The sequence below is a fragment of the Collinsella sp. AF38-3AC genome (genome assembly GCF_003474365.1).
Lineage (GTDB): Bacteria > Actinomycetota > Coriobacteriia > Coriobacteriales > Coriobacteriaceae > Collinsella.
The window spans coordinates 99,476-120,982 of the sequence record NZ_QROM01000002.1; the positions used below are offsets into that span (position 1 = coordinate 99,476).

General features: G+C 56.9%; 13 protein-coding genes and 1 pseudogene. 1 reads left to right on the plus strand and 13 read right to left on the minus strand.

The window, feature by feature from the left end; genetic code table 11:
• Positions 1-105: 105 nt before the first annotated feature.
• The 8 genes from DW029_RS01830 to DW029_RS01865 form a co-directional block, all read right to left on the minus strand.
• Positions 106-3,306, minus strand: a complete 3,201-nt coding sequence (locus DW029_RS01830) for an HsdR family type I site-specific deoxyribonuclease (RefSeq protein WP_118345123.1) — start codon at positions 3,304-3,306, stop codon at positions 106-108.
• 209 nt (positions 3,307-3,515) lie between these two features.
• A complete protein-coding gene (locus tag DW029_RS01835; protein ID WP_118345124.1) occupies positions 3,516-4,022 on the minus strand; it encodes a hypothetical protein in 507 nt (168 codons plus the stop codon).
• Between the two features lie 105 nt (positions 4,023-4,127).
• Positions 4,128-10,019, minus strand: coding sequence for an AAA domain-containing protein (locus DW029_RS01840; protein ID WP_118345125.1), 5,892 nt, complete (start codon positions 10,017-10,019; stop codon positions 4,128-4,130).
• Between the two features lie 297 nt (positions 10,020-10,316).
• Positions 10,317-11,051 (minus strand): 3'-5' exonuclease, encoded by a 735-nt coding sequence (locus tag DW029_RS01845; protein WP_158572591.1) that lies wholly within the window; start codon positions 11,049-11,051, stop codon positions 10,317-10,319.
• Between the two features lie 459 nt (positions 11,052-11,510).
• Positions 11,511-12,122 (minus strand): DUF4143 domain-containing protein, encoded by a 612-nt coding sequence (locus DW029_RS01850; protein ID WP_233543767.1) that lies wholly within the window; start codon positions 12,120-12,122, stop codon positions 11,511-11,513.
• Positions 12,123-12,224: 102 nt separating this feature from the next.
• Positions 12,225-12,401, minus strand: a complete 177-nt coding sequence (locus DW029_RS11220; protein WP_158572592.1) for a hypothetical protein — start codon at positions 12,399-12,401, stop codon at positions 12,225-12,227.
• Positions 12,402-12,483: 82 nt separating this feature from the next.
• Positions 12,484-13,863, minus strand: a complete 1,380-nt coding sequence (locus tag DW029_RS01860) for an ATP-binding protein (RefSeq protein ID WP_118345128.1) — start codon at positions 13,861-13,863, stop codon at positions 12,484-12,486.
• A 314-nt stretch (positions 13,864-14,177) separates the two neighbouring features.
• On the minus strand, positions 14,178-14,798 hold the full coding sequence (locus DW029_RS01865) for a TetR/AcrR family transcriptional regulator (RefSeq protein ID WP_118345129.1): 621 nt from the start codon (positions 14,796-14,798) through the stop codon (positions 14,178-14,180).
• A 156-nt stretch (positions 14,799-14,954) separates the two neighbouring features.
• Here DW029_RS01865 and DW029_RS01870 point away from each other — a divergent pair, with 156 nt between their 5' ends.
• Entirely contained in the window at positions 14,955-15,692 is a 738-nt protein-coding gene (locus DW029_RS01870; protein ID WP_117734339.1) for an SDR family NAD(P)-dependent oxidoreductase, read from the plus strand.
• A gap of 208 nt (positions 15,693-15,900) precedes the next feature.
• Here DW029_RS01870 and DW029_RS11630 read toward each other — a convergent pair whose 3' ends face one another.
• From DW029_RS11630 to DW029_RS11645, 5 genes and pseudogenes are all read right to left on the minus strand, one after another.
• Positions 15,901-16,746, minus strand: a complete 846-nt coding sequence (locus tag DW029_RS11630) for a molybdopterin cofactor-binding domain-containing protein (RefSeq protein ID WP_118345130.1) — start codon at positions 16,744-16,746, stop codon at positions 15,901-15,903.
• A 55-nt stretch (positions 16,747-16,801) separates the two neighbouring features.
• Positions 16,802-17,359 (minus strand): annotated as a pseudogene (locus DW029_RS11635) (molybdopterin cofactor-binding domain-containing protein); the annotation flags it as partial.
• A 12-nt stretch (positions 17,360-17,371) separates the two neighbouring features.
• Positions 17,372-17,629 (minus strand): hypothetical protein, encoded by a 258-nt coding sequence (locus DW029_RS11640; protein WP_118345131.1) that lies wholly within the window; start codon positions 17,627-17,629, stop codon positions 17,372-17,374.
• A 58-nt stretch (positions 17,630-17,687) separates the two neighbouring features.
• Positions 17,688-20,960 (minus strand): putative selenate reductase subunit YgfK, encoded by a 3,273-nt coding sequence (gene ygfK / locus DW029_RS01890; RefSeq protein WP_370220077.1) that lies wholly within the window; start codon positions 20,958-20,960, stop codon positions 17,688-17,690.
• A 178-nt stretch (positions 20,961-21,138) separates the two neighbouring features.
• Positions 21,139-21,408: a hypothetical protein gene (locus DW029_RS11645; RefSeq protein WP_233543769.1), complete on the minus strand. Its 270-nt coding sequence runs from the start codon at positions 21,406-21,408 to the stop codon at positions 21,139-21,141.
• Between the last annotated feature and the right edge of the window lie 99 nt (positions 21,409-21,507).

Here is a 21,507-nt window from a genome sequence, read left to right on the forward strand (position 1 = left end):
GTTCCCCGAACTTACGCTGTTCCCAAGTTGAAACGAGGGGGCGCATGGTCGCATGCGTCCCCTCAGATAGACTAACTTTCGATTTCGTCTGTTCAAAAAAGCCGCTCATTCGTCGATGTCGAAGCCGCCTTCTAGGATGAACTTCTTCAACAGCGCCGCCGCACGGGTGTTCACCTTGAACAGGGGGAGCGTCCTGCCTTCCTTCTGCTCAAAGAAGGCCTTGGCGCGCGCTTTGTCCACCGAGTCCTTCAAATCGTCGAAGCGTCCGAACTCGTTAATGTTCGATTCCGTCAGGTCAAGCGCAGCCATGTTGGCAAGAAGCTCGCCGTCTATGCCGAGCGCCTCGACGATTCGCTCGACTTGAGCGTTTTTCGCCTTGCGGGCATAGGACGTGATGTAATCCCTCAACGTCTTGTCGTCTTCCAGGGCGACGTCCCCTCGCTCGACATCGTGGAGGAACAGCTCGGCGAAGCGTTGGTCATCCTGACTTAGGGATGCGAACGATCGGTGAAGCTCCTCACGCGCGGCGGCAAGACCCTCGTCATCCTGCTCAAGGCATTTCAGCCACTTCTCGAAGTTCGCGTTCATGTAGTCGCTGTCTATGAGCCCCGTGTCGATCTCGGTTATATGACCATCGAGCTCGTAGGGCGCTTCGGGCGCGTCGCCAGGCCCGCCCCCTCCTGCGAACAACTCCTTGTACCGCTGCACGAGAATGAAATAGGTCCGCTCGTCGATGACCGGTTGCACGAAGAAGGACTTGCCCCTCGGCTCGCCTTCCTCCGGCTCCTCCTCAAACTCGTAGGTGTCCTGCTCCCATGTGAAGCCCTGCACCTTCGCGGCCTCGAGGAACTCGCTGAGCTCAACGAACTCCTTGGCGAACTTGCGCCTGGCTTCCTGCGATGCGGGGAGCTTGGAGAGGTCTCCTACGCCAGCCGCTTCGAAGACCATGAGTATCTCCTGAAGGCGTGCGTCCATCAACGCGATATTCTCCGGTAGTTTCTGGACAAACATGTCGAGCGGTCGGTCTCCCGAATACAGCTTCACTGCCGCTTCGATATAGCCCTTCATGGTGTGGGGATGACGGTAATAGCGGATCGTGCCGAAGGGCTTGTCGGGGCCGAACAGGCGATTCGTGCGGCTGAACGCCTGGATGATGCTCTCGTAGTCGATGACCTTGTCGAGGTAGAGTGTGTTGAGCCATTTGGAGTCGAAGCCCGTGAGCATCTGGTCCACTACGATGAGCAGGTCGATACGAGAGTCGCGGTTGGAGTCGACGTTGACGTAGGGTTTCTTGTGAGACAGGCGCGCCGAGATGTCCTTCTTCATGGCGGGCCATGTAGGGATGGTGAACTCCTGGCCGTATGCCTTGTTGTAGTCTTCTATGAGCTCGACCAGGGCATCTTCCTTCACCGTAGAGCCGGCGTTGTTATCAATGCTCGGGTCGAAAAGGGCGGTCACCTTCATCTGCGAGGCGCGTTCCTTGAAGGCTCGGTAATAGTCGATTGCCTCCGGAATGGAGCTCGTCGCCAAGATTGCATGGAACTTGTTGCCGTGGGAGAGCACCGGGAAACAGCGCAGGATGTCCTCTACGACCTTTTCGTGGTGCGGAGTGCCGGGCCAGTATTGGGCGCGGGTAAGGAAATCCTCGATGCCCTTGATATGGTTGCCGGCGCTGTCGACCATCGGTCCCATGGGTACCTTTGCCGAGTCCATATAGTAGTAGAAGACCTTGCTCTTTCGATCGTCGAAGATGGCTTCGGCTACTGTTGCGGCTTTCGCTTGCTCTAGGGCAACCGCTTCGCGCACGTCGTGGTCGTCGAAGGTCGTCACCATATATGGGTCGAAGCCCAGGACGTTGCCGTCGCGGATGCCGTCTGCGATGCTGTAGCGGTGCAGACACTCGCCGAACACCATTGCGGTGGTGGAGCCCTTCTTCTGGTTCTCGTCAAGAATCGGCGTGCCTGTGAAACCGAAGAACAGCGCGTTGGGGAACGCGCGGCGTATGTCCTGGAGCATCTCGCCGAAGGTGGAGCGGTGGCACTCGTCGATGACGAACACGATCCGCTTGGAGGCCAGGCGGTTGAGTTCCGCCTGGGTGATCCTACCCTCGCCGGCCTTCACGTTGCTCATCTTCTGGATAGAGGTCACGATGAGGCGGTTTTTGGGGTCGTCGCTCGCGAGCTTCGACTTCAGCACCTGCGTGTTCTCGGTCCCCTGCACGTCGTCGGAGTCGTCGGCGAATGCGCGGTACTCGGAAAGCGACTGCGTGCCCAGCTCGATACGGTCCATGAGAAAGACCACCTTGTCGGCGTCATGGGAGTCGGCTATGAGCTGGGCCGACTTGAAACTCGTCATGGTCTTACCGGAGCCGGTGGTATGCCAAATATAACCGCCGGGGCGCCCCGGAGCGCTACTCTTTGGTCTCTCGTCCCACTTGCACCTTCGTACCTTGTCGGATATGGCGGCGGCAGCGTAGTACTGGTAGCTGCGCATGACCTTCAGGCAGCCGTCCGAGCTGTCGGCCACAGTGTAGAAGCCGATGAGCTGGTGCGCCATAGGGATGGAGAGCAGAGTGGAGGTGAATCGCTTCCATTCGTCGGTTCCGGGTTTGTCGCCCGCGCAGACAGGCTCGTTGTTGAAGTCCTCCCAGTGGAAGAAGAAGTTCGGGTTGAACGCGCCCGTGCCAGGGTTGGCGAAATAGCGCGCCTCGTCGGGGGTCATCCCCACGAAGATCTGCGTCAGGCGGAAGAGCCCCGTGAACACGCCCTCGTGGGCATACTTCTCGATCTGACTAGTGGCCTGGCTGACGGGGATGCCGCTGCGCTTGAGCTCGATATGAATGACCGGCATGCCATTGATGAGCAGGCACAGGTCTCCACGGCGGTCGTTCAGGATCTTGTTCTTCGCGGGATAGACCGGCTGCTGAGCTATCTGGTAGCGACTCTGGCCGGCTGCGATCTCCTGACGATCATAGATCTTCAGGCTCACCTCCTTGCCCAGGTGAAGCGCGTCGTCGGGGTTGTCGCGCGTGACGGCGACGGTCTTTCCGTTGATGAACCCGTTGAGTGCGAGCGGGGTCTTCAGCGTTTCGATTTGTTCGATGACCTGCGCCATCTCGCTCTGGGTGAGCGGGCAGCCGTTCAGGCGGTCTATGTCGGCGTTGTTCTGGAACAGAATCTTCGCCCAGTTGTCGATGAGGTCCTGCTCGGTGGGATAGCGAAGTACACCCCCTGCGTCGTCCCAGCCGTGCTGCTTCAGCACGGTGATGACTGCTTCCTCGAACGCCGCCTCTTTATCGAAAACCATAGCAAAACCTATCTGCACAATTGCAAAAAGCGCATTTAACTGTTCCAAACATTATAGGTCACGCGGCAATTTCCCCGGGATGGCTCAAGCCTCCCTCTGACTTGACTGACAGGTTTTTGAGGCTTCGTGAGTTCATGCGGGCGGCCGCTGCACCTCCCATCCCGGCAGTGCAGGCCCCAGGTCCGAGCACCCGAGCATGGCGAGCGTGGTCAGGTTGTCGATGCTACGGAAGCCATAGTCCTGCCCGAGGGCCATCTGCTACAAAACTCACCCGTCTCCAGGTTTACAAAGTCTTCCAATTTGACTTCCGCTTTAAATTCAGATCCGTACTCTCCCGCCATCGTCTGGCTGTCCAGCTTAAAGCCGATGTTGAATAGAGTTCCGTTTTTCTTTTTCCTAATCAAGCCATTTGCCAGCATAAACGCAAGCACTCGATGATGGGCAACGATGTCGTCCACGTTTAGATAAAAACAGCCGACTCCGCTGCCGTCAAAGACTTCAGCCGCGGTGTGCTTACACTCCGCAACGGCACCTTCAAGAACCGCCTTTCGACAAACACTCTCGGCGAAAGCAATATCGCCGAAATAGAACATCCATTTTCCGCACTTATAATCCAATAGTTCGGTTGCACGGTCACCATTTATGTAGTACGACCAATAGCCGTTATCAACTCGCACAATACGGCCATCGTCAGTCAATAATGTCCTATTTTCCATCCAGAGCCTCCCACTCCTTTCTTTCTCCCATTGCAGTAAATAAGTAACAGGCAACCAGCTACAATCCATGTCCTCGTTTAATGCCATAAGCCGTCACTACACGAATCAATAATTCAATCTGTACCGACCATCATCAAGCCGCCGAATTAACCCAGCGCACTCCGCGGCATTTACCGCTGCCTGAATGGTTTTAACAACCGTACTACCCTTGCGCGCAAAACCTAGCGCTCTTGCCGTCTGAGACACGATGTCGTCAATCGCCAACGTGCCATTTTTCGAGCACATACAATACAGCACTGCCGCAATCAGCTCTTCTTTGGCAAATTGTTCGACCGTTCTGTTTGCCACATCGTCATTCGGTCTAAAAAAGCTGCATTTACCAGGATCTTGGGCATTGGCCCAAATATACTCACGCCCATTAAACTGAGTAACGGCATGCTCGACACGATTGAGCACGCTCTGGTTTGTCGCGTTAATGTTGACGCCGCTCCGCTCAATTCCAAAACTAGCACGAACATCATTAAATAAACGCTGCTTTTCAATAGGTGCTTCAATTGAAATGATTTTACACATTCGATCGGCAGCGGCGCGCATGCATGAATCGGAGTCATAGGCACCATGGGAAAGTGGCGATGTTGCAATGTTTGCAGAAACGTACGGAACACATACTGGACCGCTGGCAGTCGAATCATGTTGAGCGCCACCGATTGCAGACGTCACGGTCCGCTCTGGCTCACCCGAAACCATATACCATGCGGATTGAAACGACGTCGATTTTGATCCCTGCTCGCTAAATCTAAATTTAACATGATAGTTTTTCTCGAAACTATCCCTGTATTGTCTGAATACCGGGTGATCAATAACCCACAGCGGCCCCTGCTTGCCGCGCTTATCAACGAAGGAAATGTGCAGTGATTCCAATGCGACGAGCAGTGCATCTTCCTGCTTATTCTTGGCTGGCACTTTGACCGTTTTTAAGCGGGGCTCGCGCGAAGCATCCGCTCGCATGTCCTTGGGATACAGAAGCCATGCGGAGCGGCCTCCCGTAACCTCGGCGCCCTCGGCACGATAGTCACAATCGTAGTCAAAAGAAGAGCAGACTTCTTTTATCGATGTCCGAATCGACAGATCGCCGAGCACCCAAATCGCGCTTGGCTGATGCGCTTTATAAAACTTATAGTCCGCCTTACCAAGAGAAAGGAGGAGTGTCTTTTCGCACGAGTTCTCCCCCGCTGCCGACGCATGCTGTTCATCCACTCGAATGCGTCGATTACCTGCACCAGCAGATATATCCATATCGGCAGGGTTGCCTTTCGCGCCATCGTCCTCCAGCTTCTCATCCGGTTTGCACGGCTGCCTCACCTCTTGGAGAGCGGCTGCGATGGCCGAATCTCGAGCAACCGTGGACTCGAGTGTGTTCTCGTCCACTTCGTCATCGAAATTGTCGCGAACCGCCTCGAGCACTCGCTCGAGGCGTTCGCTGGTGTCACGGGCAACCGTGGGGAGCTGTTGGCCTGGCTTAATGTCGTAAATAGCGAGTTCGGCTACAACTCGATCCATCGTTGCATCCCGATCGCTGTAGAACTCACTACCTCGGATACGGATGAAATCCCATCCCACACGCTCCAGAATCGTCTGTCGCTCCATGTCCGCGATAATTTGCCCCTCGGTTGAATGCCAACGATCGCCGTCACATTCGATAGCAACGTTGTGGTGATCGCTTTGCACGACAATATCAATGCGGTAGCTTCCGACTTCCTTTTGCTGCTCATATTGATAACCGCGCTTGGAAAGCTCAGTGCACACCTGCAACTCAAAATCGGACTCGGCTTTTTCTTGCGCCTCCTCAATCTGAGCGTCAAACGTATGCGGATCGAGCATGTACTCAATTAGCTGCCTACGCAGGTCGCCACTCTTTAGATCACGAGCTGGATCAAGCGAATATACAAGCCACATCTGGTCTTTCGCGCGGCTCGCAGCAACGTTGTAACGCTTCTTGTATGCGTCATCCGAGCCCGTCCCCATAAAGCGCAAGGGAGTCTCGGATTCGTTGCTGTCAACCATGCTTAGAATCATGACATCGCGTTCATCACCCTGGAAACCCGCAGCGTTGCCGCAAATAATCTCATGTTTTTCAAACTCAGCGGGATCCATCTCTTTAAGCAGTTCGTTTCGAATCAGGTCAGCCTGCTCTTCTCCCAGCAAGGACAAAACGCCAAATGTCTTGTTCTCATATTCTGGCTGCTCAAGACAGGCGCGGATAATCGCAACTGCGGCTTTGGCCTCTTGCTGGTTAATCTTCGCCTTACCCGAGCGCATGCCGCTTTCGACGCGAAAAGGAACCAACGCCGGTGTCAATCCACCCGCATCGGCGTCTCTCAACGCCTTGATTTTTCCACCATACGATAACCCATTGCTAAAGCCGATGATATCCGGCACACACCTAAAGTGCTCGGTAAGCATGATGGGTGAAAAACCCTGCTGGGCAATTTCGTAAAGCGAGTATCTTGCTCGATACAGATGGGCGTTGGGAATTCCCTTTCCCTCGATATACGAAGCAGCCAATCCGTCGGCAGTGGATTCCTTTGCACCGACAGAAAGAGGGCTCACTTGTTTGTCATCACCAACAACAATTACCTTTTTTGCAAGATACGTAATAGCCAGAGCGGTCATGTCGGCCTGGCTTGCCTCGTCGATGATTACGATATCAAACAGATTGTTGGCGGGGTCAAAAGAGTCAAGCGCTTGGCCAATCGGCATAATCCATGCCGGCACAGCCCTTTGGCATTTCGCCATGAGAGCACGGGCCTTCGAGCGATGCCGTGATGCGTTCTTGCCCGTTCCCTTACCAATTCGCGCGACCGTCTGCTTCCAGCCGTTCAGCGCAACCTTAAGCTCTGTATTGCTCTCAAGGTCCTTGTGAATCTTGAGCCACGCCATCATGCCTGCCAATTTTGCCGTTATGTCACGATAGCGTTTGCCCAGCTCAGATATTTCCTTATGGGGATTGGAAGAGTTTGCACGATCGGCATACTCAACGATTGCCTGGCACTGCTTGTATTTCCATGCTCGTTCGATACCCCGCGGAACGCTCGTGGCCCCGTGAACGCCCTCGCGCTCACGAACGGCTTGTGCCCATCCCGGAGCAATTTGCGACAATTGATTCAGCTGCTCATGTCGGCGCTTAACTGCCGCCCTTATTTCGCACAGCCACTGTAGACGATTGTACTGATCGCGATATGTTTGCACTAAGCCGAGTTCGGGGTCAACCGCTTCGCCGAAATCCCCAACAGGGCGAAGCTGCACAATGCAGTCGTTCAATGCAGCAGCGGTCTCACAGTGCTTGGCCGAAGCGTCCTCGATTCTCTTCAAAACGTCTTCTGCCCATGTCTTAATCGCCCTTATTTTTTTGAGTGCGGCACACAACTTAAGGTAATCCGTGAGACCCGTTTCCAGCACTTGCAAGGTTTTGGCCACGACCTCTTTTTCAGAAATCATGGTAGGGCAGTCAAAGATCGCTACATGAGAGATGCCGTTTGAGTCCAATGCGTCAAACAGCATGTCAATGCACTCGGCTTTCCACACAAGGGCCGCCTTAATACCCTCAATATATCGAAATGCCACGTGCTCGGGCTCGCTGCTATCCAGCTCTGCAAAGCAGCTCACGCCAACGGTTCCCATAAGCGCATCCCATTGAATGGCGCAAACGTGTCGCTCTTCCATAAGCCCTATGTAGTCCAGGATGGCATCGCAGTCCTCGGGCGAAGCCACCTGTGCCCCGTTGACCGTCACGCCATCGGGCAAGCTCTTGACCGAAGAAAACAACTTTCGCAGGCCCGTTTTACCTAAGTAATCTTTGTACCCGCTTACAAGCGTGCGCAGTTGTTGATAATCGCTGTTGTCACCAAGCGCAACCTGCCTCGGAAACCACTTGCTTCGATATGACGAGGCTCGCTGTTCAAGCGACTGAACCTCATCGCAGAGACGATGCCAGATCGTTATCTCGCCCTCGCCCCTCAAAGATCTCGCAGCGACCTCTCGCTGCCACTCCTCGCTCAGAGCCCCGTGCATTACAAGGTTCTTCACCGTGCCGAATGCTTCGGACTCATCGTCCAAAACGGGGAGAACAGCCGATCCGACCTCCACCGCTCCCCCATCGTCGCATAGCTCCCAACCGTGGCGACGAATCAGCTCGTCCGCCAAAGAACTGGTCTGGCTGTATTTCTCAAACTCCTGTGCATAGACGTCTGGCTTGGGGAGCAAGGCCATCCAGTCAACATCCTGTAGACAGATCGCCTCTGCCTCATCTTCTGCAGAGGCAATGCCGTTGCTTTGGTAAAGTTCCTCGACAATCGAAATATCAAGCTGCGCCAACAGCTTCACCTGGCCGGGAATAATGTCGCCCAGCTCTTCCTTATTCTTTGCAACAAATTGTGCGGCATCATGCGGAGTGAGGGTTTCATTCCCCAGCTCAAACTGTTTGTTCTCGGCCTCTCGTTCAACAAAGGCAGATTTGCGCGCCTTTGCAAGATCAACCAGTATCTCTTCTCGCTGACAAGATAGTTCCTGCACGGATTTATTCAGTTCACTTATCGAATGCTCGGCAAGATGGTTGACGATCGCTTCTACCGAATCACGAGCGTCCTTGCCGTTAGATGCCAGCGAAGACACACAAAGGCTTCTTAGCTCAGGAGGCATCTTGTCGGCAAGAACCGTCAAAGCCTTTGAGGTATAGCTCGTTACAAGCACCCTTTTGCCTTGTGCCAAAAAGCTGCCCATCAGGTTTGCAATCGTATGAGTTTTACCGGTACCCGGAGGGCCCTGAACGAGAACGGCGTCATCTTGCTCGATTCGCTTGGCAATCTCTAACTGCGCACGGTTGGCAGGTTTCGCCAATAGAATCTCGTCGTCTTCTCCGTTTGCCTCCGCTAAGCGCCGAGAAACCGTAGACCCATCCGATAAATCCTCAAGGACCGGGGTGGTTTCATCGTGCGAAAACTCGCCAAGAAGGCCGTTTAAGAACGCAGGGACGCGCTGAGTCTCATCAATCGTTTTTACAATTCTGCCGATAGCGCCCGCGGTTCCATCAGGGCGCTGCCTAAAGATTAAATAGAAACCGGGTCGAACGTCTATATCGGCTTCTTGGTCTCGCGCAGCATCAGCGCGGTCAAAATAACGAGACTTGGGCGATAGCTGATTCACGAGCAGTTTGGCTTCACGGGCAATTGCATCACGATCAAGCGGATGCACTTCTTCCTCGTCGAGCCTCTGTTCCGCCTCACTAATCTTGCTCATCGTCAGATTCTGAGACTGAGACAGCAGGTCCTTTTGAATCAACGTACTGGAATCGACATCTTCAACGGAAATGATTCCCTTTTCCGCATCGAGCTCAATCTTCATGTTTCGAGTAAAGACTGGGTGATCAACCCTCTTGTCTTCGGAAAGCCGAACGTTCATCGATGCGGCAACGACCTCGAGTTTATCGGGGTCGCTCTTGAGTTTTTCTTTCATTTTAAACAGGCGCTCATACACCCCAGAGGCTTCTGTCGCCTTAGTTTGGTATGTGACCCATTTGTCTCGCTCGCCGCCCCATTCCTCAAGCAGTTGAGCTCTAGCGGGATCGGACATAAATAGATCTTGCGGCGCTTCTTCATTTGCCTCCGCAAGCTCCTCGGGTGGAAACTTGAACCCTATCTGGTTCTTATAGCTTTCCCATCCGCCTGCAATCCACGGCGCGATCTCATCCGGAGGCTGCGGGCACGTTTTGAACTCCGGTTTAGCGACACTCAAAACCGGACCATCGTTATTAGCGGAATCGCGAAATCGCACCTCGATCCATCCGTTATCTGTTGGCAAGCTCTCCAAATCAACGCAGTCCGAAGCGTAATCGTTTACGCTGCGAACGATCTTCATCCTAATCTTGGAGAACTCTTCCAAGTATCCAAAAAGGGCCTCTGCCTTATCTACAACCGATAAGTTATTGAGATCAGAACCCATTTGACACCATCCACGCAGTCATCTATCTCGGCCAGCACAATATGTTACTAGCTTACGCGGACAACCTAACTACGCCGGCATTAAATCGGCAAGCGTGCGTTTACATGCCTAGATGTCAGAAGGGATATCCGACTCAACGAAATGCATCACACGCATATGAATCTCTACAATCTCATATCAATATAAAATGAGCCCCGGTGACTTGAATCAGAGGTCATTCCCGGAGCCATTGACTTATAGCTTATCCGCATACGGAAGTTTTATCAAATGGGCTTCAATTGCGGCAGTCGAGAGCCCCTACCTCCCCTCCGCCTTCAGCTTCAACAGCAGGTCTCCCAGCTCGGGGCACTTCTTGGAAAGGTGCGTCTGGACTCGCTCGCCCATCCCCCACCGCTGGCGGATCTCCTGGGCGCGCGAACTCACATGATAGTCCCCCTCCATCATCTGCTTGAGCAGCTTGGCGGTCACGCGCGCATCGGCCAGGGCGCTGTGGGCGTGACCCGTCGACTCGTCAAACTCGATGCCAAACCACGTTGCCGCGTCACTCAAAGAGACGCAACCGTGGCTGCCCACGTCCATGATCGAGGTGTAAAACGCCTGCAGGTCGGCCCAGTCCGCAGGAAATGCGAAAAGATCGATGTGCTTTGCCTGGCACTCGGTCAAAAGCTGTCGACGATCCGCTCCGCTCCAACAGACCACCTGGGCGGAGTAGCGACCGATCCAATCGCTGAGCCTTTTGATCACCACATAGAGCGGATCGGCCATCGCAGTGTCCACGGCCGATATCCCTGTGAGCTCGCGGACGGGGAACGTAACGCCTTCGGTAAATTCCGTCTGTACAAACTGCGAGAACTCGCCCATAACGTTGCCGTGGTAATCGAGCTTGACGGCGCCGACCTCGATAATCTCATTGCGCAGCCCACGGCGCTGGCGCTGCTTTGGCGCCGGCGCAAACTCAAAGTCCAGCACAATCTGGCGCGCAAAGTTCGTCGTATCGATAGCCGAGATACACGGCGTCTTTTCAGCCGACACGATTAGGGCCTTTCTCCGTTGCCTGCCGCTTGCTACATAGGCGGCTACATTGCCGTAAGGATAGGCGCTCGTGCGGACATGAAAGCGGGGCGCAATACCATGCGCCAGGCGTGCGCCATGCAGACGGTTCTAAAGGGAACACCGCTTTATTCAAATGTGTGAAAAATAGAATTTAGGCCCGGTGACTTGAATCAGCGGTCATCCCGGGCCCATCAGAGCTCGTAGAGCTCTTGGTTGCTTTGGTCTTGCTCTTCACGGCGCTTATCGAACTTTCCGAGGCACTCAAGCAGCATTCGAAGCATAACAAGTCGCTGCCATTAAGGCACTGACCTCTTGACCAAGCAACGGCGCTGCCCAGCTCTCCACAACTTGGGCTGCCGTCGACTTTATTCTATCCGCGAGCATCTGGTTTACCAAATGGATTTTCGGTAAAGGAAGCACGGCACGCCCGCAATACCACTACGCCCCAAGTGCCGCCATGGGGATCACCGCCACGCCGTCGTCGCGTGTGTAGGCAATGCTCCCCTTTCCAACCACGACCGCCAAAAACGCCGGCGCGGCATTCTGGGCGGCAGGATTGGAGAGCACTTTCCTCTCCAGCGCCTTGAGATTTCTCGCTCCATCGTCTGCTTTCGCATCACTCAGCTTGACCTCGATGGCTCCCCAGCGCCCGTCGTGCTCTACGATCAGATCGACCTCAAAGCCCTTCTCATCTCGGAAATAATGGACACTGTTGTCGACACCGCCGTAGGTGGAAAGGAACACGCACACGTCGCGCAGAACGAGGTTCTCAAAGAGCATCCCCAGCGTTTGCATATCGCCAAGCAGCCGCTCAGGGGTAGCCCCCAGCAACGCCGCCGCAAGTGACGGGTCACAGAAGTAGCGCTTGGGGCGCACGCGAACGCGGGCCTTCGAGCGCATGGGCGGCTCCCATCCGCACAGGTCCTCGGTCAGCTTGAGCCTGTTGAAGAGGTCCAAGTACGCAGCGATGGTCCTCTCGTCGGGGCCCGCCTCACCGTACGAGGCGTCCTTTATGAGCGTCTTGTACGTGACAGCCTGGCTCTCGTTCATGGCAAGAGCTCGCAAAAGGCCGTGTGCAAGCTCGGGCGATCATGCGATATGCGAAATTACGCCATTCTCAATGCTGTTTTTACGCTACTTTCAATGTAGTTTTTACGCCATGTCGGATGCAGTTTTTACGCTATTTTCATTGAAGGTTTTACGCTTGGCATCCTTAGCGCGACGCTCGCTCAGCCCCTGACCACCGGATTGCCCGAATTCCGGGATGCTGCCTCCGCTCCAAACAAAAGGCCCCAGCTCGCGATGAGCTGCCTCCCATTTCTTGAACATATGAGCTTCCGCTTGAAGGGCGATCCGGAAAGCGCGACCCATTCCGAGCATCACATCAGAGCGCGCTTGGTTATCTCCGCCCTCACATCTCGGCAAACGAAATCAGCTTGGTATCTCCCCTGCTCTTCGCAGCTTCCTGACATCCTTGCGTAAAGCCACGCTTCGAGAAGATCACGTAGCTTTTTTGCTGCCGCCTAAAGAGCTCGCTTCGATGCACGAGCTTTTGCAGCACGTCTTCGCCCACCGGCTCATTGCACCATTTGCATTCCGCAAACAGCGCAGCGCCATCACCATCATCAACAATCAAGTCGATTTCTTCCTGCGTTTGCGTGCGATTATCCGTCCCCCACCAGCGTCCAACGGTCGCAGGGACCACGTCGAGCTGGCCCGCCCGCGCAAGTTCGTACACGTACTGCCTGCATATAAGCTCAAAGACCGTGCCCATGTAATCCGATAAGTACGGCTCAATGCGCTTGTACGCCATCTCGGCCATATCGTTTTGAATCAGCCCGATGTTCTGCGGCACAAACTTGTACCAGAACCTAAACATCTGGTCGCTCAGCAGATACACGGCTCGCTTATTGCTCGTCTCGTTTAGGGGCAGCTCGCGCTCGACAATTCCAAGCGACGCCAGCTTATCCACATAGCTCTTTACATTGCTTGCAGGAATTCCCGTAGAGCTCGCAACCTCCGAGATTCTCGAGCGCCCCTGAGCAATTGCTTGCACGATCGCATCATACTGCTCGGGATTACGGCACTCTTGCAAAAGCAAGTTGCTCGGCTCCTCAAAGAGATAGCCCGTAGGGGTAAGGAATAGACGTCTGATGTTGTCCTTGAGCGATGCGGCGGAATCGACTTTCTCGATATACGCGGGAATGCCGCCCGTCATGCCATAGCAAACCGCAGCGTCTTCGCGATCCATGTCGTGCCACAGGCCGAGGGTCGTCGTAAAATCGAGCGGCATGATCTTAAACTGGGCCGTACGCCTACCGTATAGTGGGCTCTCGTAGCCCAACACCTGTTCCTCCATAAACGAAAGAGACGAGCCGCATAGAATCAGCATGAGCTTGGTCTCTTTGTACAAGTGATCGATCTTGTCTTGCAGCAACGAGCTGATCTCGGGATTTGATTGAGCGAGATAGGGATACTCGTCAATCACGACAATCAAACGTTCCGCGCGGGCCATGGTGGCTAACGCATCGAATGCCTCGTCAAAACTACGAAACGACACACCCGCAGCACCAACCGAGCCCGCAAGTATCGCCTGGCTAAAGCCGTGCAGGTTTGCCTCTGCGTTAGTGCGACGAGCTTGAAAGTAAATAGCCTTCTTGCCTTGGATGAACTCTGTGATAAGACGCGTTTTACCCACACGACGACGGCCATAAATCACAGGCATCTCAAATGAACCCGCGTCATACAGTCGATTGAGCTCGGACATTTCCGCTGTTCTTCCGATAAACATAGGGCCTCCCTTCCTTTACGTTATAGCTAGCTATATTATACCTTCCTATAATATAGCTAGCTATAACGTAATATGGCAATCGGCACGCATGCGAAAGAGGCGGCGCCCCGCCACGCGTGGAATGTCCCGGAAGCACCGGGGCAAATCCGCCCCACGAGCGCTTGTCGGACTTTCCAAGGCACTCAAGCAGCGTTCGAAGAAAAAGAAGAGGGATCGACGCCGTTAAGGCATTGACCCCTTGATCTAAGTAACGGCGTCGCCCAGCTTTCCACCACTTGGGCTGCCGTCGACCTTATTTTACCCGCGGCACTAATTTAGGACAGCTCGGCAAACGAGATCAGCCCAACGTCTCCCCTACTCTCCGCGCCATCCGAATTCTCAAAACGCAAGGCGTCCCCCGGCGACAAGTGGTCAATCACCCCTGCGATGCGCTTGGCCATTTGTGGTGCAGCTGGCTCATATCCGTGAGCATCCCAGTAGCGCAGATAATCCGCGAACTGGCGCGTGGTCGCATAGTAGAACAGGTCATAGTCGAGCTCGGCATCGGAGCAGTTGGGGCGAGCGTTCGCCATAATGCGAAAATCGACGAGCGCGCACACACAGAACTCATCGAAGCCGTGCCCAGGAATCTGCGACGACAGAATGGCATGGTACTCCGCTCGATGCTGCATTACGTGTTCGAGGATATGCCGCACCATGTCCTCCATGTTGCACTGCGAATCGCGCAGATCGTTCGCGAGGATTCGAGCATACATCGCGGTATGCTCTTTGACGAGCGCGGCGGCGAGCGCATTTTTGTCCGAAAACTGACGGTAGAAACCCGTGCGTCCGTAGCCGCTACGACGGATGATGTCACTCGCCGTTATCTTGGAATACGACTTTGTTCGCAGTAACTCGACAAGCGCCTCTAAGTATGCTTTCCTCGAGCGATTCATGGATTACCGGCTTCGCAAAATGAATGATGGTTAATTATGTGTTCTCTTATGAACACTTTTGGATATTTTATCCCCTAGTAATGCCGAATGAAATAGACCAAACTTAGTTTATCAGCGGTTTTGATACCGTAATTCACAACATAACGGAGGGAACAGATGGGCAAACTTGATGGAAAGGTCGCAATCGTCACGGGCGCGACGTCGGGCATTGGCCAGGGTGTCGTCTGGTGCTATTGCGAGGAAGGTGCCAAGGTCGTTTTCTGCGGTCGACGCCGCGAAAAGGGCGAGGCATTCGAAAAGGAGCTCCGCGATGCTGGGCATGACGCGACCTTTGTGCAGGCGGATATGACAAACGAGCAGGATGTCGATATGCTCTTTTCCGCGACCATCGAGGCGTATGGCAAACTCGATATCTTGGTCAACAACGCCGGCATGATGACTAACTTCCAGGTCGAGACCATGGACATCGCCAACGATTTCGACCGCGTGATGGCCCTCAACCTTCACAGCTACGTCTATGCCACGCAGCTTGCCGTCAAAGCCATGACGGACGGCGGCGCAATCGTCAACGTCGCAAGCATCGGCGGCCTTGGCGGTTGCCCCGGTATGAGCAGCTACGGCGCCAGCAAGGCTGCCACGCTCTCGTTCACTCGCTCGATGGGCGCGGAGCTCGCTCCCAAGGGCATTCGCGTCAACGCCATCTGTCCCGGAACGATCTTCTCCGAGATGATGCCGCGCGACGGCGAATTCACCCAATACACGCTGGCAAAGATTCCCATGGGTCGCGGCGGAGAGCCGCGTGAGATTGGCACAGTCGCCGTGTTCTTTGCGAGCGATGATTCCAGCTACGTAACGGGAACGCAGCTCATCGTCGACGGTGGCATGACCGCCTAGACATGGTTGCCGCACACACCGCGGCGCTTGGGCGATTGAGCGATGCGGCGGTTTTTTGGTTCTGCCTCATATAATCCAATGCCTCCTGCCCGGCCCTTCGAAAGAGGGGTCGGGCTTTTGTTGTGACCGAGGGACGATGGAAGGCACGGCATATACAGTTGATGTTGAGCGCGGACGATCTGTCAGCAATGGCCGTCCGCGCCCTACCCTAGCCGCGGTTGTGGACGCGGCTGTAGGGCGTATCCACCATGGGCAGATTTGGACGCAGCTTGCCGTCAAACGCGCGGTAGGCGTTCTCTACGGCGGGCGCCGTGGGGATCGTGGCGATCTCGCCGATGCCCTTGCCGCCGTATGCCACGGGCAGCAGCTCGTCCTTCTCCACGTAGATGGCGTGAATATCCGGAATCTCGGGCGCACGGAACAGCCCAAGCGTACCGTACCTTGCCTGGGGTACGCAGTCCTTGAGCGGCCAGTCCTCGGTAAGCGCATAGCCCATACCCATGAGCACGCCACCTTCGATCTGACCCTGGATGGAGATGGGGTTGACCACCTTGCCGGAATCGTGCGCGGCATAGACCTCACTCACGCGGCCGTCATCGTCCAAAATGACCACATGCGTGGCAAAGCCGTAGCAGATGTGGCTCTTGGGGTTGGGGACGTCGGCGCCCAGCTTGTCGGTCGGCTCCAGGTACACGTAGCCAAACTCGCATCCCTCGAGCGCCTTGATGGCGGCCGTGGGATCCTGAGGATGCGTACCCTGGCAGACGACGAGCTCCTGCTTTCGCAGCTGATAGGCGCGGCCGTCGTCGTACTCGATCTTGACGCCGTCGCCATGTGCACTCACGGGAGCGGTGGGCGCAGGCTTGCCGGCCTCGATGCCAAGCATGGCATCGCGCAGCAGGAAGGCGGCACCGCGCACGGCCTCGCCAGTCACGACCGTCTGTCGCGAGCCAGACGTGGTGCCGGAGTCGGGAGCGTTCTCGGTGGAGCACTCTCCGTTGGCAATGCAGTGAAGCGGCAGGCCACATGCCTCGGCAACGTCCTGCAAAAACAAAGCCGCGGTACGCGCCGGCGGGCGGGTTGTTGGTGTAGTAGCCAAAGCCGCGAATGTCGGTATTCTGGTACTTGTAGGGGCCGACGGCATGCGTACAGGCGCGCTCGAGCACCGGGCCGCACAGCGACGCGTAGGCGCCGGTGTCAAAGTTGATCTCGCAGTCCAGGCCGGTAAAGTTCCCCTCGGCGTCGCAGCCCAGTGTAAAGGTGCCGTCCATGGCGTGACGCTTGGGATGGAAAGCGAGCGACTCGGCACGCGTGAGCTTGCACTTCACAGGACGCTGGAGCTTATAGGCAGCAAGCGCGGCCAGGTGCTGGATGGACACGTCCTCCTTGCCGCCAAAGCCGCCGCCCACGAGCATGGTCTCTACAACCACGCGCTCGGGTTCGCTATCCCAACCAAACATGTGGGCGCACTCTTTGCGCGTGTCGTAGGCGCCCTGGTCGGTCGACTGCACCTTGACGCCGTCCTTGTACGGGAAGGCAACGGCGCACTCGGGCTCCAAGAAGGCATGCTCGGTAAAGGGCGTGGTAAAGCGCTGCGTCACGGTGAACGCACTCTCCGCCAGCGCCTTGGCGGCGTCGCCGCGCGTCACATGGCGGCACTGACACACGTTGTCCTTGAGCTACACCGTGTTGCCAAAGGCAAAGAAGCTGTCGTGCAGGTGAGGGGCGTCGGCAGCCTTGGCCTCGACAATGTTACGCACGGGCTCCAGCGGCTCGTAATCGATCTTTACGAGCTTCTTGGCCTTCTCGAGCGTCGCTTCGTCCTCGGCGACCACCAACACAATGGCATCGCCCACGCAGCGGGCGTCGCCGCCTGCGGAGGCGCAACCGCTTCCGCAGGCAACGTAGGCCACGTTATGTTGAATGGATTTGGCCATAAGAGACCCGCCTATTTCTTAAGAAGGTACGAATAGTTGTCGCGCACAGCCCTGATGGTCAGGCGGACGGCCTCGGGAAGACCGGTGTTGACGGCATCGACCGAGACGGTGCGGACCGTGCCGGCGACGCGGACCTTAACTTAAAGTAGTCCTCGTCCACGGCCAGGAAGCCCTCGTTCTCGGAGTTCTCCATGTCCTGCTCGCTCCAGAACAGGGTGAGCTTGTCCTTGTAGGGACGACCCTCCTGGTAGGGGCAGAACACGGCGCAGTTGCCGCACTCGTTGCACATGCCGTCGACATGGACGACCTGATGCTTGGCCAGGCCCGGCACCTTAATGGCAACGTTGGCGCGGTTGGGGCACACGTCGCAGCAGACCTCACACACCGAACCGCAGCCCAGGCAGCGAGTCTTGGTGCAGTTGCGCTTGTCGCGGCACAGCGACCCCTTGCGCTCGTAGCAGGTATCCTCGCGACCGGCCTGCTCGTTGCAGTCGGCGTACCTGTTAAAGTCCACACCGGCGATGGCACGGGCAACCTCGGCGGCATCGGCGATAGCCTCGACCACGGTCGCCGGACCGCGGCGGCAGTCGCCGGCAGCCGTGACGCCCTCGACGCCGGTGGAGGTGGCGGCAAGGCGGCCGCGACGGTCGTGCTCGACGCCCGCGGCATCGTACAGGCTGGCATCGATGCCCTCGCCCACGGCGCAGATCACCGTGGTGGCGGGAAGCTCAACAGTTTCGCCCGTGGCGACGAGGCTGCGACGGCCGCTTGCATCCGGCTCGCCAAGCTCCATAACATCGCAGGTCAGCACGGCGCCGTTGAGCGCCTTGGGCGCCAGCAACTCGCAGAACTCAACGCCGTCGGCAAGAGCAAGATCGAGCTCTTCCTCGTCGGCGGGCATCTGCTTCTTGGTGCGGCGATACACCAGGCGCACGTTCTTCACGCCTGCCAGGCGCTTGGCCACGCGGGCAGCATCCATGGCGGTGTTGCCGGCGCCAATGACCACGACGTCCTCGCCCAGCTCGAGCTTCTCGCCCTTCTTGGCGGCCTCGAGGAACTCCAGCACGTCGAGTTCGGCGCCCTCGCCCAAGCCCGCAGAGCCGGGCATCCAGGCGCCGGTGGCCACGACCACGTCGGTGAAGCCCCGGGCCTTGAGCCCGTCGATGGAATCCACGCGAGCGTTGAGCTGCACCTTGGCGCCAAAGGCCAGGCAGAGCTCGGCGTCGTGGTAGATATCGTCGCTGGCGATACGGAACTCGGGGATCACGTGACGGACCACGCCGCCGAGCGAGTCGCGGGCCTCAAAGATGGTGACGGGCACGCCGGCACGCGTCAGGAAGAACGCCGTCGCCAGACCGGCAGGGCCGCCGCCGATAACGGCAACGTTGCGCTCGCCGTCGTTGGCGATGGCCTGGGCGCGCAGCTTGGGCAGCACGGCGGTCATGGCCTCGCGGGCGGCCTTGAGCTTGCTGGCGCGGATCTGGGCGCCCTCGGGCTCGTAGAACGCACGCTCGCAGGAACGGCCGCAGGAATGTGGGCAGATGGTACCGGTAATGAACGGCAGGGCGTTGCGCTCGATGATGATGTTAAGCGCGTCCTCGTAGCGGCCCTCGTCAACAGCCGCCAGGTAGGCGGGAATATCCTGCTGGATGGGGCAGCTCGTGCGGCACGGCGTGGTAAAGCAGTCGGAAAGCGGGCTCTTGCCGGCGACCTTGCGGTCGGGTAGCGGGCGCAGCGGCTTCTTGTAGAGCGGGTTGGTGAGCGAATCTGTCTGAATCGCGGTCACGGCGTCGAGAGAGACGCCCGCGAACGGCTTGCCGTCCAGATCGGTAAACTCGCCGGCGATCTGGCTAAAGCGCTCGTAGCCACCGGGCTTGAGCACGTCAGTCGCCAGGGTGACGGGCCAAATGCCGGCGTCATACAGGGCACGGATGTTGTAGACCGTGGCACCGCCGGAGTAGCTGATGCGCAGCTTGCCATCGAACTGCTCGGTAATGCGGCGGACGGCCTCGATGGTCAGCGAGAACAGCGAACGGCCCGACATGTACATCTCGGTGGAGGGCAGCTCGTTCCTCGTCACATCGACGGGGAACGTGTTGGTCAGCTTGACGCCAAACTCCAGGCCGCGCTCGGCGCACAGGGCAATCAGGCGCTCGAACATAGGCACGGCATCGGCCCACTGCAGGTCCTCGCGGAAGTGCGTGTCATCGAAGACGATATAGTCAAAGCCCAGCTCGTTGAGGCGCTGACGTGCAAACTCATAGCCCAGCAGCGTGGGGTTGCACTTGATGTAGGAGTTGAGGCCCTTCTCGGTGATCAGGTAGGTCGCGATGCGCTCGATCTCCGCCGGCGGGCAACCATGCAGCGTGGACTCGGTAATGGAGTTGGAGACACGCGCCGGGAAGGACTCGACAAACGCGGCATCGACATGCTCAAATTTGTCCAGGTTGGCGAGCGCCCATGTGCGGCACTCGTTCCAGACGTCAGAGCCGCTGGCGTCCTTCATGCCCTCGATGTAGGCGTCGACCTTGGGGCTCTTAATACCCTCGAGGTCATAACCCACGGACATGTTGAAGACAAAGCCGTCCGGGCTTCCCAGGCCGTACTCGCGAGCGATCAGGTGGCAGGCAAACCATGCCTTCACGTACTCGGCAAAGGCCTGCGGAACCTCGAGCTCGGTCGACCACTCGCAGTTGTAGCACTCGTCCTGCGCCACAATGCAGGGTTTGTTCACACACTTGGAGAGCTCCTCGCCATCCATCACCTGAACGGTCTTGAGCTCAAAGAAACGAGAACCGGCCACGTAGGATGCCACGATGTTCTGGGCCAGCTGCGTATTGGGACCGGCGGCCGGGCCAAACGGGGTCTCGATGCACTCGTCAAAAATGGGAAGCGCGCCCCCCTGGTTGGTCGTGACCATCTTGCGCACGCCAAAGATGGCGTCCTGGGTCTTGTGCTCCTCGATGATCCAGTTCATCAGCTGCGAAAACGGGATCGGCCTCATGATGTCGCTCATAATGAGCTCCTCTCTGTAACGCCCGGCGAGACCGCGCGGCGGGCGCAAATACGGTGTAGCGCTAGCACAAGCGCCGGGCTCAAGCACACCGAGCTTACGATCGAAGTACTTGCTGGCCATCTTGACGTTGTTCTCGAACAGCATGGTCATAGCCTCGCACCAGCCCACGTTGGGCATGGCGGCGATCATGTGGTTGTCGTTATCGCGACACTCCTTGGCGGCCCACTGGGCAAATTCGGCGTTTTCGGCAATGGCCTGGTCGCATTTTTCCTGGCCGCGGCGATCGGAGACCTCGTAGCACAGGCACGAACGCATGCCCAGCTCCTGAGCTGCATCCTTAATGGTAAAGAGGCTTCCCGGGATCTCGCAGAAGCTCGCATGATGATCGAAGATCGTGGTGACGCCATCGCGGATGGAATCCAAGATCGTGGCATAGGCGCTGGCCTTGGTGCCGGCGAGGGTCAGGTTGTCGTCGATCTTCCACCACTGCTGCTCAAGATTCTCCAGGAAGTTGGTGGGGTTGCAGCCCTTGATGGCAATCGCGGGCCAGACCCGAGTAGATGTGGGTGTGGCAGTTGATGAGTCCGGGCATGATGAGGTTGCCCTGGGCGTCGACGTACTCAGCATCCGGGTACTTGGCCTTGAGCTCGCACTCGGGGCCCACTTCGACGATCGTATCTCCGTCAATGGCGACCGCACCGTTTGGAATGAACGGGGTCTGAGCGTTGCGGGTAAAAACGGAACCGTTAGCGACCAGAAGCATGGATGCTCCCTTCAGCATCAGGGGCGGGATTTGACACCTCTGACATGGCGGAGTGCGAAGTGCCGGCCTACACCGGAAACGGGCCCTCTCCCGTCAACG

Excerpts from the sequence above, each read along its gene's own strand:
- DW029_RS01830 (WP_118345123.1), bottom strand. The coding sequence starts at position 3,306 with ATGGTTTTCGATAAAGAGGCGGCGTTCGAGGAAGCAGTCATCACCGTG.
- DW029_RS01835 (WP_118345124.1), bottom strand. The coding sequence starts at position 4,022 with ATGGAAAATAGGACATTATTGACTGACGATGGCCGTATTGTGCGAGTT.
- DW029_RS01840 (WP_118345125.1), bottom strand. The coding sequence starts at position 10,019 with ATGGGTTCTGATCTCAATAACTTATCGGTTGTAGATAAGGCAGAGGCC.
- DW029_RS01850 (WP_233543767.1), bottom strand. The coding sequence starts at position 12,122 with ATGAACGAGAGCCAGGCTGTCACGTACAAGACGCTCATAAAGGACGCC.
- DW029_RS11220 (WP_158572592.1), bottom strand. The coding sequence starts at position 12,401 with ATGTTCAAGAAATGGGAGGCAGCTCATCGCGAGCTGGGGCCTTTTGTT.
- DW029_RS01860 (WP_118345128.1), bottom strand. The coding sequence starts at position 13,863 with ATGTTTATCGGAAGAACAGCGGAAATGTCCGAGCTCAATCGACTGTAT.
- DW029_RS01865 (WP_118345129.1), bottom strand. The coding sequence starts at position 14,798 with ATGAATCGCTCGAGGAAAGCATACTTAGAGGCGCTTGTCGAGTTACTG.
- DW029_RS01870 (WP_117734339.1), top strand. The coding sequence starts at position 14,955 with ATGGGCAAACTTGATGGAAAGGTCGCAATCGTCACGGGCGCGACGTCG.
- DW029_RS11640 (WP_118345131.1), bottom strand. The coding sequence starts at position 17,629 with ATGGCCAAATCCATTCAACATAACGTGGCCTACGTTGCCTGCGGAAGC.
- ygfK (WP_370220077.1), bottom strand. The coding sequence starts at position 20,960 with ATGCGTTCGTGCCTGTGCTACGAGGTCTCCGATCGCCGCGGCCAGGAA.
- DW029_RS11645 (WP_233543769.1), bottom strand. The coding sequence starts at position 21,408 with ATGCTTCTGGTCGCTAACGGTTCCGTTTTTACCCGCAACGCTCAGACC.